This is a genomic window from Pseudomonas sp. BIC9C (genome assembly GCF_034541995.1).
GTDB classification, from domain to species: Bacteria; Pseudomonadota; Gammaproteobacteria; order Pseudomonadales; family Pseudomonadaceae; genus Aquipseudomonas; species Aquipseudomonas fluorescens_CC.
In genome coordinates this window covers 514,120-528,152 of the sequence record NZ_JAWDGM010000004.1, presented here as the reverse complement: position 1 = coordinate 528,152, position 14,033 = coordinate 514,120, and the positions used below count along the sequence as shown (strand labels likewise).

Sequence of the window (14,033 nt, the reverse complement as noted above, 5' to 3'; positions counted from 1 at the left end):
GCGCTCTTACCGGGCCGAAGCGAGTTGAGTGAAGGCGGTGCCGAGCCATTGCTGCACGCCATGCATCGTAGCGGCAGAGGTATCGAGGAACGGCTGCGGGTAGACGCCGATGTAGATCAGCAGCGCTGCCAGACCGACCACCATGATCATTTCGCGACCGTCCATGCCGTGCAGCACCACGTCCGATTTGGCCGGGCCGAAGTAGGCGCGGTGGATCATGATCAGCGAGTAGACCGAACCGAACACCAGGCCGGACGTCGCGATGATGGTGACCCACGGGGCAATCGGGAAGGTGCCGATCAGGATCAGGAACTCACCGACGAAGTTACCGGTACTCGGCAGGCCCAGCGACGCGGCGGCGAAGAACAGGCTGAGGGCCGGCAGGTAAGCGATCTTCGACCACAGGCCACCCATCTCGCGCATGTCGCGGGTGTGGGTGCGTTCGTACAACTGGCCACTCAGGATAAAGAGTGCCGCCGCCGACAGACCGTGCGCCAGCATCTGCATCACCGCGCCCTGCAGCGCCAGTTGGCTGCCGGAGTAGATGCCGATCAGGACGAAGCCCATGTGGGAAACGGACGAGAAGGCAATCAGACGCTTGATGTCGGTTTGCGCGAACGCCAGGAACGCACCGTAGAAAATCCCGATCAGACCCAGGGTCATGGCGAACGGCGCGAACTCGGCCGACGCGTTCGGGAACAGCGGCAGGGCGAAACGCAGCAAGCCGTAGGCCGCTGTCTTCAGCAAGATACCGGCGAGGTCGACGGAACCTGCAGTCGGCGCCTGGGCGTGAGCGTCAGGCAGCCAGGAGTGGAACGGCACCACGGGCAGCTTCACCGCGAAGGCGATGAAGAAGCCGAGCATCAGGATGTACTCGGTGGTGGTCGACATCTTGGTTTTCAACAGGTCGGCGTAGTTGAAGGTAATCACGCCGGTGTCGTTGAAGTTGACCAGTACCAGGCCCAGGATCGCCACCAGCATGATCAGGCCGGAAGCCTGAGTGAAGATGAAGAACTTGGTCGCCGCGTAGATCCGGGTTTTCTTGCCGTCCGAAGAACTGTGACCCCAGAGCGCGATGAGGAAGTACATCGGCACCAGCATCATTTCCCAGAAGAAGAAGAACATGAACAGGTCGAGGGCGAGGAACACGCCGACGACACCGCCCAGGATCCACATCAGGTTCAGGTGGAAGAAGCCAACGTGACGCTGGATCTCTTTCCACGAGCAGAGTACCGAGAGGACACCCAGCAGGCCGGTCAGCATGATCATCAACAGCGACAGGCCGTCGAGAGCCAGGTGCACGTTGATGCCGAAGCGCTGGATCCAGACGTGCTTGAACTCAAGAGCCCAGGTCGGATCGGCACCCGGTGCCGGAGCAAATGAATAGTCACCGTTGGCCCACAGCCAGAGGCCGAGGGAAAGCAGCAGGGACATGGTGATCAGCGCAATCCAGCGGGGGAGGGTGGCGCCGAAGCGCTCACCCATCCAGCACAGCAGGCCGCCGATGAAGGGGATCAGGATTAGCCAAGGCAGAATCATGACGGGCTCAATTCCTTTCGCAAGTTCGCAAGGTTCATATCAGACCGCTACCAGCACGACGGCGCCGATTACCAGCACGGCACCAGCAGCCATCGAGGCGGCGTACCAACGCAGTTGACCGGTCTCGGTACGGCTCAGGGCGGTGTGACCGCCTTTGGCCATACGCGGGATCAGACCGATGGTCTGGTCCAGCGGGTCTTTGCGCAGGATGTGGTTGATCGCCAGGTATGGCTTGACGAACAGTTTGTCGTAGATCCAGTCGAAGCCCCAGGCGGCGAACCACCAGGCCGACAGGATACGGCCTATGCCGCTGTTGGCGATGGCGGTGACGAAGCGACGCTTGCCGAGGAACAGCAGCGCGGCCAGCAGGATACCGGACAGGGCGATGGCGCCCGAGGCGATTTCCAGGCTGTGCTTGGCTTCGCCGCCGGCATGGCCGACGCTTTCCGGCAGTACGCCGTGCAGCGGTGGAACGATCATCGCACCGATGGCGGTGGACAATACGATCAGCACCGACAGTGGCAGCCAGTGGGCGATGCCGTGACCGGCGTGGGCTTCGGTCTTCGCTTCACCGTGGAACGCGATGAAGATCAGGCGGAAGGTGTACAGCGAGGTCATGAATGCGCCGACCAGGCCCGCATACAGCAGACCGTGGTTGCCGCTGGCGAACGCTTCCCAGAGGATTTCGTCCTTGGAGTAGAAGCCTGCGGTTACCAGCGGCAGGGCCGCCAGGGCCGCGCCGCCGACGATGAAGCTGGCGTAGGCCAATGGCAGTTTTTTCCACAGACCGCCCATCTTGAAGATGTCCTGCTCGTGGTGGCAGGCAACGATCACCGCACCGGAAGCAAGGAACAACAGGGCCTTGAAGAAGGCGTGGGTCATCAGGTGGAAGATCGCGCCATCCCAGGCACCGACGCCCAGGGCCAGGAACATGTAGCCGATCTGGCTCATGGTCGAGTAGGCGAGGATACGCTTGATGTCGGTCTGCACCAGTGCGGCAAAACCGGCCAGGACCAGGGTCACGCCGCCGACGATTCCCACGAGATGCAGGATTTCCGGCGCCAGGGTGAACAGACCGTGGGTACGGGCGATCAGGTAGACACCCGCGGTCACCATGGTTGCGGCGTGGATCAGTGCCGAAACCGGAGTCGGGCCGGCCATTGCGTCCGCCAGCCAGGTTTGCAGCGGCAGTTGCGCGGATTTACCGACAGCGCCGCCCAGCAGCATCAGGGTGGCCAGGACCATCCAGATATTGCCGGCCTGGAACTTCTGCGGTGCCAGCACCAGCAGCTCCTGAACGTTCAGCGTGCCCAACTGGGCAAACAGGATGAACAGGCCGATGGCCATGAACACGTCACCGATACGGGTCACGATGAAGGCCTTGAGTGCCGCGTTACCGTTGTTGCGGTTGCTGTAGTAGAAACCGATCAACAGGTACGAGCACAGGCCCACGCCTTCCCAACCGAAGTACAGGAACAACAGGTTATCGCCCAGCACCAGGAACAGCATGCTGGCGATAAACAGGTTGGTGTACGCGAAGAAACGCGAGTAGCCGTCTTCACCGCGCATGTACCAGGAAGCGAACAGGTGGATCAGGAAGCCGACGCCGACCACCACACCGAGCATGGTCAGGGACAGACCATCCAGGTACAGCGCGAAGTTCGGCGTGAAGCCTTCCACCGCCATCCACTGCCACAACACCAGGGTGTAGTGGCCGCCTTCCGGTGGCGCGACGTTGAATTGCCAGATGACGTAGGCCGCGACGATGGCAGACAAGCCGACGGAACCGACGCCGATCAGCGCCGACAGGTTTTCCGAGAGACGGCCGCGAGAAAACGCCAGCAGCAGGAAACCTATGAGAGGGAACAGGAAAGTCAGATAGAGAAGATTCATCCGCGCATCTCACTGGCAGCGTCGATATCGAGCGTGTGGAAGCGGCGATACAGTTGCAGCAGGATCGCCAGGCCAATACTGGCCTCGGCGGCCGCCAGGCTGATCACCAGGATGAACATGATCTGTCCATCCGGCTGCGCCCAGCGGCTACCGGCAACGATGAACGCCAAAGCGGAGGCATTCATCATGACCTCCAGGCTCATCAGCACGAAGAGAATGTTACGGCGGACCATCAGGCCGACCAGGCCGAGGCAGAACAGGATGCCGGCAACCGCCAGACCATGCTCCATGGGGATAGCAGGCATCGTCATTGCTCCTTGGCTTCGTTACGGCCCAGATGGAACGCCGTGACGGCTGCGGCGAGCAGCAGCATCGAGGCGAGTTCGACCACCAGCAGGTAAGGACCGAACAGGCTGATGCCCACGGCCTTGGCGTCTACGGTGGTGTGGCCGACGGCCTGGCCGCTCTGGTGGGAGAGCAGCACATACAGCAGTTCCACCAGCAGCAAGGCTGCGAGGGCGACCGGGCCGCCCCAGATACCGGGCTTGAGCCAGGCGCGCTCTTGTTGAACCGAGGCCGGGCCCAGGTTCAGCATCATCACCACGAACACGAACAGCACCATGATGGCGCCAGCATAGGCGATCACTTCCAGGACACCGGCAAACGGTGCGCCGAGGGCGAAGAACGTCATCGCCACGGCGATCAGCGAAATGATCAGGTAGAGCAGGGCGTGCACAGGGTTGGTGTTGGTGATCACGCGAAGCGTGGACACCACAGCGATACCCGATGCGAAATAGAAAGCGAATTCCATCTTTCTTCCTTAAGGCAGCAAGCTCTTCACGTTGATCGGTTCGGCTTCGTTCTGCGCGGAGCCTTTCGGCTTACCGGCAATCGCCATACCTGCAACACGATAGAAGTTGTAATCAGGGTTTTTGCCGGGGCCGGAGATCAGCAGATCTTCTTTCTCGTAAACCAGGTCCTGACGTTTGAACTCGGCCATTTCGAAATCCGGCGTCAGCTGGATCGCGGTGGTCGGGCAGGCTTCCTCGCAGAGGCCGCAGAAAATGCAGCGCGAGAAGTTGATGCGGAAGAAGTCCGGGTACCAGCGACCGTCTTCGGTTTCAGCTTTCTGCAGCGAGATGCAACCGACCGGGCACGCCACGGCGCACAGGTTGCACGCTACGCAACGTTCTTCGCCGTCGGGGTCGCGGGTCAGCACGATACGGCCACGGAAACGCGGTGGCAGGTACACGGCTTCTTCCGGGTACTGCAGCGTGTCGCGCTTGCGGAAGGCGTGGCTAAAAATCATCACCAGGCTGCGAAGCTGGGTGAAGAAGCCATGCACGATGTCAAAAATGTACTTCATGATTCTCTATCCTCACTGAGCCGCGACGGCGGGCGTGTTGAGCAACACGATCGCAGCGGTCACCAGCATGTTGACGAGGGTCAGCGGCAGGCAGAACTTCCAGCTGAAGTCCATCACTTGGTCATACCGTGGGCGCGGAATCGAAGCGCGCAGCAGGATGAAGAACATGATGAAGAACGCGGTTTTCAGTGCGAACCAGATGAACGGGATCTGCGGCAGGATGCCGAACGGGCCGTGCCAGCCACCGAAGAACAAGGTCACCAGCAGCGCCGAAATCAACACGATGCCGATGTACTCACCCACGAAGAACATGCCCCATTTCATGCCGGCGTATTCAATGTGGTAACCGTCGGCCAGTTCCTGTTCCGCTTCCGGCTGGTCGAACGGGTGACGGTGAGTCACGGCCACGCCAGCGATGAAGAAGGTCAGGAAACCGAAGATCTGCGGAATGACGAACCACAGATTCTGCGCCTGGTATTCAACGATGTCGCGCATGTTGAACGAGCCAACCTGGATCACGATGCCCATCAGCGACAGGCCCATGAACACTTCGTACGACACGGTTTGTGCCGAGGCCCGCAAGCTGCCCAACAGGGCGAACTTGTTGTTGCTCGACCAACCGGCGAACAGCACCGCGTAGACCGACAGACCGGCCATGGCGAAGAAGAACAGGATGCCGATGTTGATATCCGCCACGCCCCAGGTCGGGGTGATCGGGATGATCGCGAAGGCAATCAGCAGGGCGCTCATGGCCACGACCGGTGCCAACGTGAAGATCACTTTGTCGGCGAACGGCGGCGTCCAGTCTTCCTTGAAGAACATCTTGATCATGTCGGCAGCGATCTGGAACGCACCGAACGGACCCACGCGGTTCGGACCGTAACGGTCCTGCCAGAGGGCGAGCAGACGACGCTCGACCCAGCTGAGCAGGGCGCCGCAGATCACCACGGCGAGCAGGATCACCACGGCCTTGAGGACCGCGATGATGATGTCGATCACTTCAGGAGTGAACCAGGTCATTGAGCTGCCTCCTGCAGACCGTCAACGGATTTGCCAAAGATCGCCGGCGGAATGCCGGCGATGCCCGCAGGCAGTGCCACCAGGCCGGCGCCCAGCTCTTCATTGATGCGCAGCGGCAGACGCAGGGTCTGGCCGGCCACGTTGAAGCTCAGCATGGCACCGTCGTTGACGCCGAGGCGGTCGGCTTCGGACTTGGCCAGTGCGACGTAGGCGGCCGGGATGCGTTCCTGAACCGGAGCGGCTTTCGAAGAGTTTTCTTCGCTGCCGAACAGGTGGAAGAACGGCACGACCTGCCAGGTGCCCTGGGCCGGGTTGAACGCGCGCGGAACACTTGCGAACCAGTTCAGCGAGTCACCGGTGCTTTCGATCAGGCGGGTGCCCGGGTCACCAGCACGGATGTGACCACCGACTTCGTCCTGGAACTTGTTCCAGGCTTGCGGCGAGTTCCAGCCCGGAGACCAGGCGAATGGCACCTGCTGACGCGGTTCGGCGGAACCCGAGTAACCTTCCATCGAGAAGGCGAACGCGGTGTCCTTGTCCTGCGGGGTACGCGGTTCGTGCACGCTGATGTCGGCGCGCATGGCGGTACGACCGGAGTAGCGCAGCGGTTCACGGGCCAGTTTCAAGCCCTTGATGCGGAACGCGGCGGACGGTGCGGCATCGACGATGCGGTTCAGTTGCGGCGTACTGGCAGCAACGGCAGCGGTGGCGTGGTCCAGTTGGGTCCAGTCGATCGGCTGGTTCAGCAGGGTAGCGCGCAGGGCATGCAGCCAGCGCCAGCCTTCGTGAACCAGGATGCTCGCATCCAGGTACTTCGGATCGAAGACCTGGAAGAAGCGCTGGGCGCGGCCTTCCTGGCTGACCAGCGTACCGTCGCCTTCAGCGAAGCTGGCAGCTGGTAGAACCAGGTGTGCGCGATCGCTGGTGGCGGTCTTCTGATGGTCGGCGACGATTACCACTTTCGCGGCGGTCAAGGCAGCATCAACCTTGGCCTTGTCGGTACGGGTGTACAGATCGTTTTCCAGCACGACAATGGCGTCGGCACGGCCGTCGATCATCGCTTGCAGCGCGGCGTCGACCGATTCGCCACCGAGCATGGCCAGGCCGAGGCTGTTGGCCTCTGGCACGATCAGGCTGATGGAACCGTTCTTCTCGCGCAGCTTCAGGGCCTTCGCAATATTGGCAGCGGCCTCGATCAGCGCCTTGGAACCCAGCGAGGTGCCGGCGATGATCAGTGGACGCTTGGCCGCGAGCAGGGCGTCGGCAATGCGCTTGGCCAGTTCGAGGGCTTCAGCGTCCAGGCCTTCAACGGCCGGAGCGCTGGCGTCGAGGGCGTGAGCCACTGCGAAGCCGATTCGGGCCAGGTCGTCTGGAGCGGCGTGAACGCATTCTTCGGCGATGTCGTCGAGCTTGGTTTCAGCCAGGCTGGCGATGAACAGCGGGTTCAGCGCGTGCTGACCGATGTTCTTCACCGCAGCGTCGAGCCAAGGCTGGACGCGCATGGCGTCGGCCATGTCTTCGGCCTTGCCCTTGACCAACTGACGCAGGGACAGGGCCATGCGTGCGGCAGTCTGGGTCAGGTCTTCACCGAGGACGAACACGGCGTCGTGGTCCTCGATGTCGCGCATGTTCGGCACTGGCAGCGGGCTATCTTTCAGCACTTGCAGCACCAGGCGGATGCGCTCCAGTTCGGAGGCTTCGATACCCGAGTAGAAGTGCTCGGCGCCCACCAGTTCGCGCAACGCGTAGTTGCTTTCGAGGCTGGCGCGAGGCGAACCGATACCGACGATGTTGCGACCGCGCAGCAGGTCGGCGGCTTTATCCAGCGCTTCGTCGAGGCTCAGCTTGGTGCCGTTGGCCAGCAGCGGCTGACGCGGACGGTCTTCGCGGTTGACGTAGCCATAGCCGAAACGGCCACGGTCGCACAGGAAGTACTGGTTCACCGAACCGTTGAAACGGTTTTCGATGCGACGCAGTTCGCCGTAACGCTCGCCCGGGGAGATGTTGCAGCCGCTGGAGCAGCCATGGCAGATGCTCGGCGAGAACTGCATGTCCCATTTACGGTTGTAGCGCTCGGAGTGAGTCTTGTCGGTGAACACGCCGGTCGGGCAAACCTCGGTGAGGTTGCCGGAGAACTCGCTTTCCAGGGTGCCGTCTTCAACGCGACCGAAGTACACGTTGTCGTGGGCGCCGTACACGCCGAGGTCGGTGCCGCCAGCGTAGTCTTTATAGAAGCGCACGCAGCGGTAGCAAGCGATGCAGCGGTTCATTTCGTGGGAAATGAACGGGCCCAGTTGCTGGTTCTGGTGGGTACGCTTGGTGAAGCGGTAACGGCGCTCGTTGTGGCCGGTCATTACCGTCATGTCTTGCAGGTGGCAGTGACCGCCTTCTTCACAGACCGGGCAGTCGTGAGGGTGGTTGGTCATCAGCCATTCGACAACACTGGCGCGGAACGCCTTGGATTCTTCATCTTCGATGGAGATCCAGGTGTTGTCGGTGGCAGGGGTCATGCAGGACATGACGATACGACCACGGGTGTCGTTCTCGTCGGTGTACTGCTTGACCGCGCACTGGCGGCAGGCGCCAACGCTGCCAAGGGCAGGGTGCCAGCAGAAATAAGGGATATCGAGGCCTAGCGACAGACATGCCTGTAACAGGTTGTCTGCCCCATCGACTTCGAGCTCTTTGCCGTCTACGTGGATAGTGGCCATGGTTCAAAGTTCTTCGTTGGCCCGGTGTCAGCGGGCGTGGCTAATGGAATCTTGTTATTCGCGTGAATCAACACAGCCGCTTGCGGCGTCATCACACGAAAAGCGAAGGGCACGGACCCTTCGCCTTTTTAAGCATTTACGCGCCGACTACGATCGGCCTTGCCAGAGGCGGGACGGCGGCGCTGACAGGCGCGATGCCGGCTTCGAACTCGTGGCGGAAGTATTTGATTGCGCTGCCCAACGGCTCCACGGCGCCCGGTGCGTGAGCACAGAAGGTCTTGCCTGGGCCGAGGAAACCGACCAGACCCAGCAGGGTCTCGATGTCGCCTGGCTGGCCTTCGCCGTTCTCGATGGCCATCAGGAGCTTGACGCTCCATGGCAAGCCATCGCGGCACGGGGTGCAGAAGCCACAGGATTCGCGAGCGAAGAACTGTTCCATGTTGCGCAGCAGGGACACCATGTTGATGCTGTCGTCTACCGCCATGGCCAGGCCGGTACCCATACGGGTGCCCACTTTGGCGATGCCGCCGGCGTACATTTGTGCATCCAGGTGCTCCGGCAACAGGAAGCCGGTACCGGCGCCACCAGGCTGCCAGGCCTTGAGCTTGTAACCGTCGCGCATGCCGCCGGCGTAGTCTTCGAACAACTCGCGGCCGGTGACGCCGAATGGCAGTTCCCACAGGCCCGGGTTCTTCACCTTGCCGGAGAAGCCCATGAGCTTGGTGCCCATGTCGTCGCTGCCTTCGCGAGCCAACGATTTGTACCAGTCCACGCCGTCGGCAATGATCGCCGGGACGTTGCACAGGGTTTCAACGTTGTTCACGCAGGTCGGCTTGCCCCACACGCCAACAGCGGCAGGGAAGGGCGGCTTGGAGCGCGGGTTGGCGCGGCGGCCTTCGAGGGAGTTGATCAGTGCGGTTTCTTCACCGCAGATGTAACGCCCGGCGCCGGTGTGGACGAACAGCTCGAAATCGAACCCACTGCCCAAAATGTTTTTACCCAACAGCCCCGCTGCCTTGGCTTCTTCCACGGCACGGTTGAGGTGCTTGGCGGCGGTGGTGTATTCGCCACGCAGGAAGATGTAGCCACGGTAGGTTTTCAGTGCGCGGGCACTGATCAGCATGCCTTCGATCAGCAGATGGGGCAGTTGCTCCATCAGCATGCGGTCTTTCCAGGTGTTGGGCTCCATTTCATCCGCGTTGCACAGCAGGTAGCGGATGTTGATGGATTCGTCCTTGGGCATCAGGCCCCACTTCACGCCAGTGGGGAAGCCTGCACCGCCGCGACCCTTGAGGCCGGAATCCTTCACGGTCTGGACGATGTCGTCCTGAGCCATGTCGGCGAAGGCCTTGCGCGCTGCGGCGTAACCGTTCTTGGCCTGGTATTCGTCGAGCCAGACGGCTTCGCCGTCGTCACGCAGGCGCCAGGTGAGCGGGTGAGTCTCGGCCGAACGCTTGATGCGGTTGGCTGGACCGAAAGAAGTCAGGGTCATACGTAGCCCTCGAGCAAGTTGGCAACGCCTGCGGGCTGCACATCACCGAAAGTGTCGTCGTCGATCATCAACGCCGGCGCCTTGTCGCAGTTGCCGAGGCAGCAGACCGGCAGCAGGGTGAAACGACCGTCGGCGGTGGTCTGACCCAGGCCGATGCCCAGCTTGCTCTGGATTTCGCTGACCACCGACTCGTGGCCGCCGATGTAGCAGACCATGCTGTCGCAGACGCGAATGATGTGGCGGCCGACCGGCTGGCGGAAGATCTGGCTATAGAACGTCGCCACGCCTTCAACGTCGCTGGCCGGGATGCCGAGGATCTCGCCGATGGCGTACAAGGCGCCGTCCGGCACCCAGCCACGTTCCTTCTGGACGATCTTCAGGGCTTCGATCGACGCCGCGCGCGGGTCTTCGTAGTGATGCAGCTCGTGCTCGATGGCCGAGCGCTCGGTTTCACTCAAGGTGAAACGGTCTGTCTGGATAAGCGTGCTGTTCATGCTTAGCGGTCCACGTCGGCCATAACGAAATCGATACTACCCAGGTACGCAATCAAGTCCGCGACCATGCTGCCTTTGATCACCGAAGGGATCTGCTGCAGGTGCGGGAAGCTTGGGGTACGAATCCGGGTGCGGTAGCTCATGGTGCCGCCATCGCTCGTCAGGTAATAACTGTTGATGCCCTTGGTCGCTTCGATCATCTGGAAGGATTCGTTGGCCGGCATGACCGGGCCCCACGAAACCTGCAGGAAGTGCGTGATCAAGGTTTCGATGTGCTGCAGGGTGCGCTCTTTCGGCGGCGGCGTGGTCAGCGGGTGATCCGCCTTGTACGGGCCTTCCGGCATGTTGCGCAGGCACTGGTCGATGATCCTGATGCTCTGGCGCATCTCCTCGACACGCACGATGCAGCGGTCGTAGGCATCGCCATTGGCCGCCAGCGGCACTTCGAATTCGAAGTTCTCGTAGCCCGAGTACGGGCGCGCTTTACGCAGGTCGAAATCGCAACCGGTCGAACGCAGGCCGGCACCGGTGACGCCCCATTCCAGGGCCTCTTTGGTGTTGTAGTCGGCGACGCCGATGGTCCGGCCACGCAGGATGCTGTTGTCCAGGGCGGCTTTCTGATATTCGTCCAGACGCTTGGGCATCCACTCGACGAAATCCTTGACCAGTTTTTCCCAGCCGCGCGGCAGGTCGTGGGCGACGCCGCCAATACGGTACCAGGCCGGGTGCAGACGGAAACCGGTGATGGCTTCGATCACGGTGTAGGCACGCTGACGGTCGGTGAAGGTGAAGAACACCGGGGTCATGGCGCCGACGTCCTGGATGTAGGTACCCAGGAACAGCAGGTGGCTGGTGATCCGGAAGAACTCGGCCATCATGATGCGGATGACGTCGACCTTCTCCGGCACCTTGATGCCGGCCAGCTTCTCGACCGAGAGCACGTACGGCAGGTTGTTCATCACGCCGCCGAGGTAGTCGATACGGTCGGTGTACGGGATGAAGCTGTGCCAGGACTGACGCTCGGCCATTTTCTCGGCACCACGGTGGTGGTAGCCGATGTCCGGGACGCAGTCGACGATCTCTTCACCGTCCAGCTGCAGGATGATACGGAACGCACCGTGCGCGGACGGGTGGTTCGGGCCGAGGTTGAGGAACATGTAGTCCTCGTTCGGGCCGGAACGCTTCATGCCCCAGTCTTCAGGCTTGAAGCGCGCGGACTCTTCCTCGAGTTGTTGCTTGGCCAGGTTCAGGGTGAACGGGTCGAACTCGGTGGCGCGGGCCGGGAAGTCCTTGCGCAACGGGTGACCTTCCCAGGTCGGCGGCATCATGATGCGCGACAGGTGCGGGTGGCCTTTGAAGTCGATACCGTACATGTCCCAGACTTCACGCTCGTACCAGTTGGCGTTCGGCCAGATGCTGGTGACGGTCGGCAGGCTGAGGTCGCTCTCGGACAAGGCGACCTTGATCATTACGTCACTATTACGTTCGATCGACATCAGGTGGTAGAACACGGAGAAGTCGACGCCGTTCGGCAGCCCTTGACGCTTGGTGCGCAGGCGCTCGTCCACGCCGTGCAGGTCATAGAGCATGACGTACGGCTTGGGCAGGTTGCGCAGGAAAGTCAGGACTTCGACGAGTTTGGCGCGGGCAACCCAAAGCACCGGCATGCCGGTGCGGGTAGGCTGGGCGGTGAACGCCTCCGGGCCAAAACGGTTGTTCAGTTCGACGACCACATCCTGGTCGTCTGCCTTGTAAGGCGGGATGTACAGAGCACTGCCTGTAGTCATGGTTATTTATCGCTTTCGGTCAACGTAAAGAATGAAGCCAGTTTTTCGTTTCTTTGAAACAGCAGAACTGGATCAGACTTCGTCGGGGCTGCGCAGGTTGGTTACCTGAATACGCTGTTCGCGGCGCTTTTCCTTTTCGGACGGCATCTCGGCGCGATACACGCCTTGATCGCCAACGACCCAGGAAAGTGGGCGACGCTCCTGGCCAATCGACTCCTGCAACAGCATCAGGCCTTGCAGGAAAGCTTCAGGGCGGGGCGGGCAGCCAGGCACGTAGACGTCCACGGGCAGGAACTTGTCCACCCCTTGAACGACGGAGTAGATGTCGTACATGCCACCGGAGTTGGCGCACGAACCCATGGAGATGACCCATTTAGGCTCGAGCATTTGCTCGTAGAGACGCTGAATGATCGGCGCCATCTTGATGAAGCAGGTACCGGCGATAACCATGAAATCCGCCTGGCGCGGCGATGCCCGGATAACCTCGGCGCCAAAGCGCGCGATGTCGTGGGGCGCCGTGAAGGCGGTGGTCATTTCCACGTAGCAGCACGAAAGACCGAAGTTATACGGCCACAGGGAGTTCTTGCGCCCCCAGTTGATCGTGCCGTTGAGCACGTCTTCGAGCTTGCCCATGAAAATGTTTTTGTGGACTTGATCTTCTAACGGATCGGAAACGGTTTCCCGTTGGCCAATCGGATACTGCTCGTTAGGAGCATCGGGGTCGATCCTGGTGAGATTGTATTGCATTGCCAAAGCCTCATTGTTTCAGCTTCGCTTGCCGCTTGCGCCGAGCTTCCGGAGCCCAGTCAAGGGCGCCCACTCGGAATAGGTAGACAAGGCCTGCCAACAGAATTGCTATGAAAACGAGAGCTTCGACGAATCCGGTCCAGCCGCTTTCGCGGACGGACACAGACCATGCAAAGAGAAAGAGGGCTTCGATATCGAAGATCACGAAGAGCATCGCGACCAGATAGAATTTGGCTGAGAGCCGCAAGCGGGCGCCACCTGTAGGTAGCATGCCGGACTCGAACGGTTCGTTTTTGCTGCGGCCCCAGGCTTTTGACCCGAGTAGGCTGGAAACGCCCAGCATGAAGGCACAGAGGCCGACAACGCCTAGAAGGAAAATGGCAAAGCCCCAGTTGTGGGCCATGAGTCCTGTCGCTTCGGGCATGCTGGTAATCCTTAACAGAGAGCAAAGGTCTCTGAGCTTGAAAAGAAACAAAGCAGTGACGATATGTCGCAGCAATCAATCCCGCTGATTTTATGGCTAAACACCCGGCAAGTAAAATTCCTATAGCGAAATTATTTATAGGAATAAGGACATAGCGAGTCTGCAAAACCCGGCAGCCCTTGCGTTGCGGGCATTAGGGGTCTTTTCGCAAATAATGTTTTGTAGGGAATGTAACGAACATAGTTGTGGCTAAATGATAATCAATATTGTTTGTCTTGGTTTTCAAACTGTTTGTCCCTCGGATGCTCGGGAAGTTGTCTTATTTGAGCGTTACAGCAAGTAGCGGCGGTGTGCGTTTTAGCGGATTTTCCTGACGTCGATGTCGCTCTGGATCAATGTTTTTCCGGATCACCAACCATCCCTTGTAGGAGCGAGCCCGCTCGCGATGACCCTGAGGACACCGCGGGGTGTCAGGCCCCCAGCGTTATCGTTGACCACCATCGCGAGCGGGCTCGCTCCTACAAGGGGTTTTGTGGTGTTTGTTGAATTGCGGGCAAAAA

The 14,033-nt window shown here is 60.7% G+C and carries 12 protein-coding genes; all 12 read right to left on the bottom strand.

All coding sequences use genetic code 11. The features are described from left to right. Window positions 1-6: 6 nt before the first annotated feature. The 12 genes from nuoM to RS887_RS20265 all read right to left on the bottom strand — a co-directional run bounded on the left by nuoM (window position 7) and on the right by RS887_RS20265 (window position 13,473). Window positions 7-1,539, bottom strand: a complete 1,533-nt coding sequence (nuoM, locus tag RS887_RS20320) for an NADH-quinone oxidoreductase subunit M (protein ID WP_111287961.1) — start codon at window positions 1,537-1,539, stop codon at window positions 7-9. Between the two features lie 39 nt (window positions 1,540-1,578). Continuing rightward, window positions 1,579-3,432: an NADH-quinone oxidoreductase subunit L gene (nuoL, locus tag RS887_RS20315; protein WP_085718311.1), complete on the bottom strand. Its 1,854-nt coding sequence runs from the start codon at window positions 3,430-3,432 to the stop codon at window positions 1,579-1,581. Beyond that, entirely contained in the window at window positions 3,429-3,737 is a 309-nt protein-coding gene (gene nuoK, locus RS887_RS20310; protein WP_007946416.1) for an NADH-quinone oxidoreductase subunit NuoK, read from the bottom strand. Before nuoK ends, nuoL begins: the two co-directional genes overlap by 4 nt. A gap of 2 nt (window positions 3,738-3,739) precedes the next feature. Then, window positions 3,740-4,243, bottom strand: a complete 504-nt coding sequence (gene nuoJ / locus RS887_RS20305) for an NADH-quinone oxidoreductase subunit J (protein WP_057399869.1) — start codon at window positions 4,241-4,243, stop codon at window positions 3,740-3,742. 9 nt (window positions 4,244-4,252) lie between these two features. After that, the gene (gene nuoI, locus RS887_RS20300; RefSeq protein ID WP_218278330.1) at window positions 4,253-4,798 is read right to left on the bottom strand and encodes an NADH-quinone oxidoreductase subunit NuoI; all 546 of its coding nucleotides are present in this window, start codon (window positions 4,796-4,798) and stop codon (window positions 4,253-4,255) included. 12 nt (window positions 4,799-4,810) lie between these two features. After that, window positions 4,811-5,818: an NADH-quinone oxidoreductase subunit NuoH gene (gene nuoH, locus RS887_RS20295; protein ID WP_111287957.1), complete on the bottom strand. Its 1,008-nt coding sequence runs from the start codon at window positions 5,816-5,818 to the stop codon at window positions 4,811-4,813. Further along, window positions 5,815-8,529, bottom strand: a complete 2,715-nt coding sequence (gene nuoG / locus RS887_RS20290) for an NADH-quinone oxidoreductase subunit NuoG (protein ID WP_322616741.1) — start codon at window positions 8,527-8,529, stop codon at window positions 5,815-5,817. The genes nuoH and nuoG overlap by 4 nt, the downstream gene beginning before the upstream one ends. A 136-nt stretch (window positions 8,530-8,665) precedes the next feature. Then, window positions 8,666-10,021: an NADH-quinone oxidoreductase subunit NuoF gene (gene nuoF, locus RS887_RS20285; protein ID WP_008020713.1), complete on the bottom strand. Its 1,356-nt coding sequence runs from the start codon at window positions 10,019-10,021 to the stop codon at window positions 8,666-8,668. Continuing rightward, a complete protein-coding gene (gene nuoE / locus RS887_RS20280; RefSeq protein WP_046037843.1) occupies window positions 10,018-10,515 on the bottom strand; it encodes an NADH-quinone oxidoreductase subunit NuoE in 498 nt (165 codons plus the stop codon). The genes nuoF and nuoE overlap by 4 nt, the downstream gene beginning before the upstream one ends. A 2-nt stretch (window positions 10,516-10,517) precedes the next feature. Next, the gene (nuoC, locus tag RS887_RS20275) at window positions 10,518-12,302 is read right to left on the bottom strand and encodes an NADH-quinone oxidoreductase subunit C/D (protein WP_008020717.1); all 1,785 of its coding nucleotides are present in this window, start codon (window positions 12,300-12,302) and stop codon (window positions 10,518-10,520) included. Window positions 12,303-12,374: 72 nt separating this feature from the next. After that, window positions 12,375-13,049: a NuoB/complex I 20 kDa subunit family protein gene (locus tag RS887_RS20270; protein WP_007970441.1), complete on the bottom strand. Its 675-nt coding sequence runs from the start codon at window positions 13,047-13,049 to the stop codon at window positions 12,375-12,377. A 10-nt stretch (window positions 13,050-13,059) separates the two neighbouring features. Continuing rightward, complete coding sequence (locus tag RS887_RS20265) at window positions 13,060-13,473, bottom strand: NADH-quinone oxidoreductase subunit A (protein WP_003223812.1); 414 nt, start codon at window positions 13,471-13,473, stop codon at window positions 13,060-13,062. Between the last annotated feature and the right edge of the window lie 560 nt (window positions 13,474-14,033).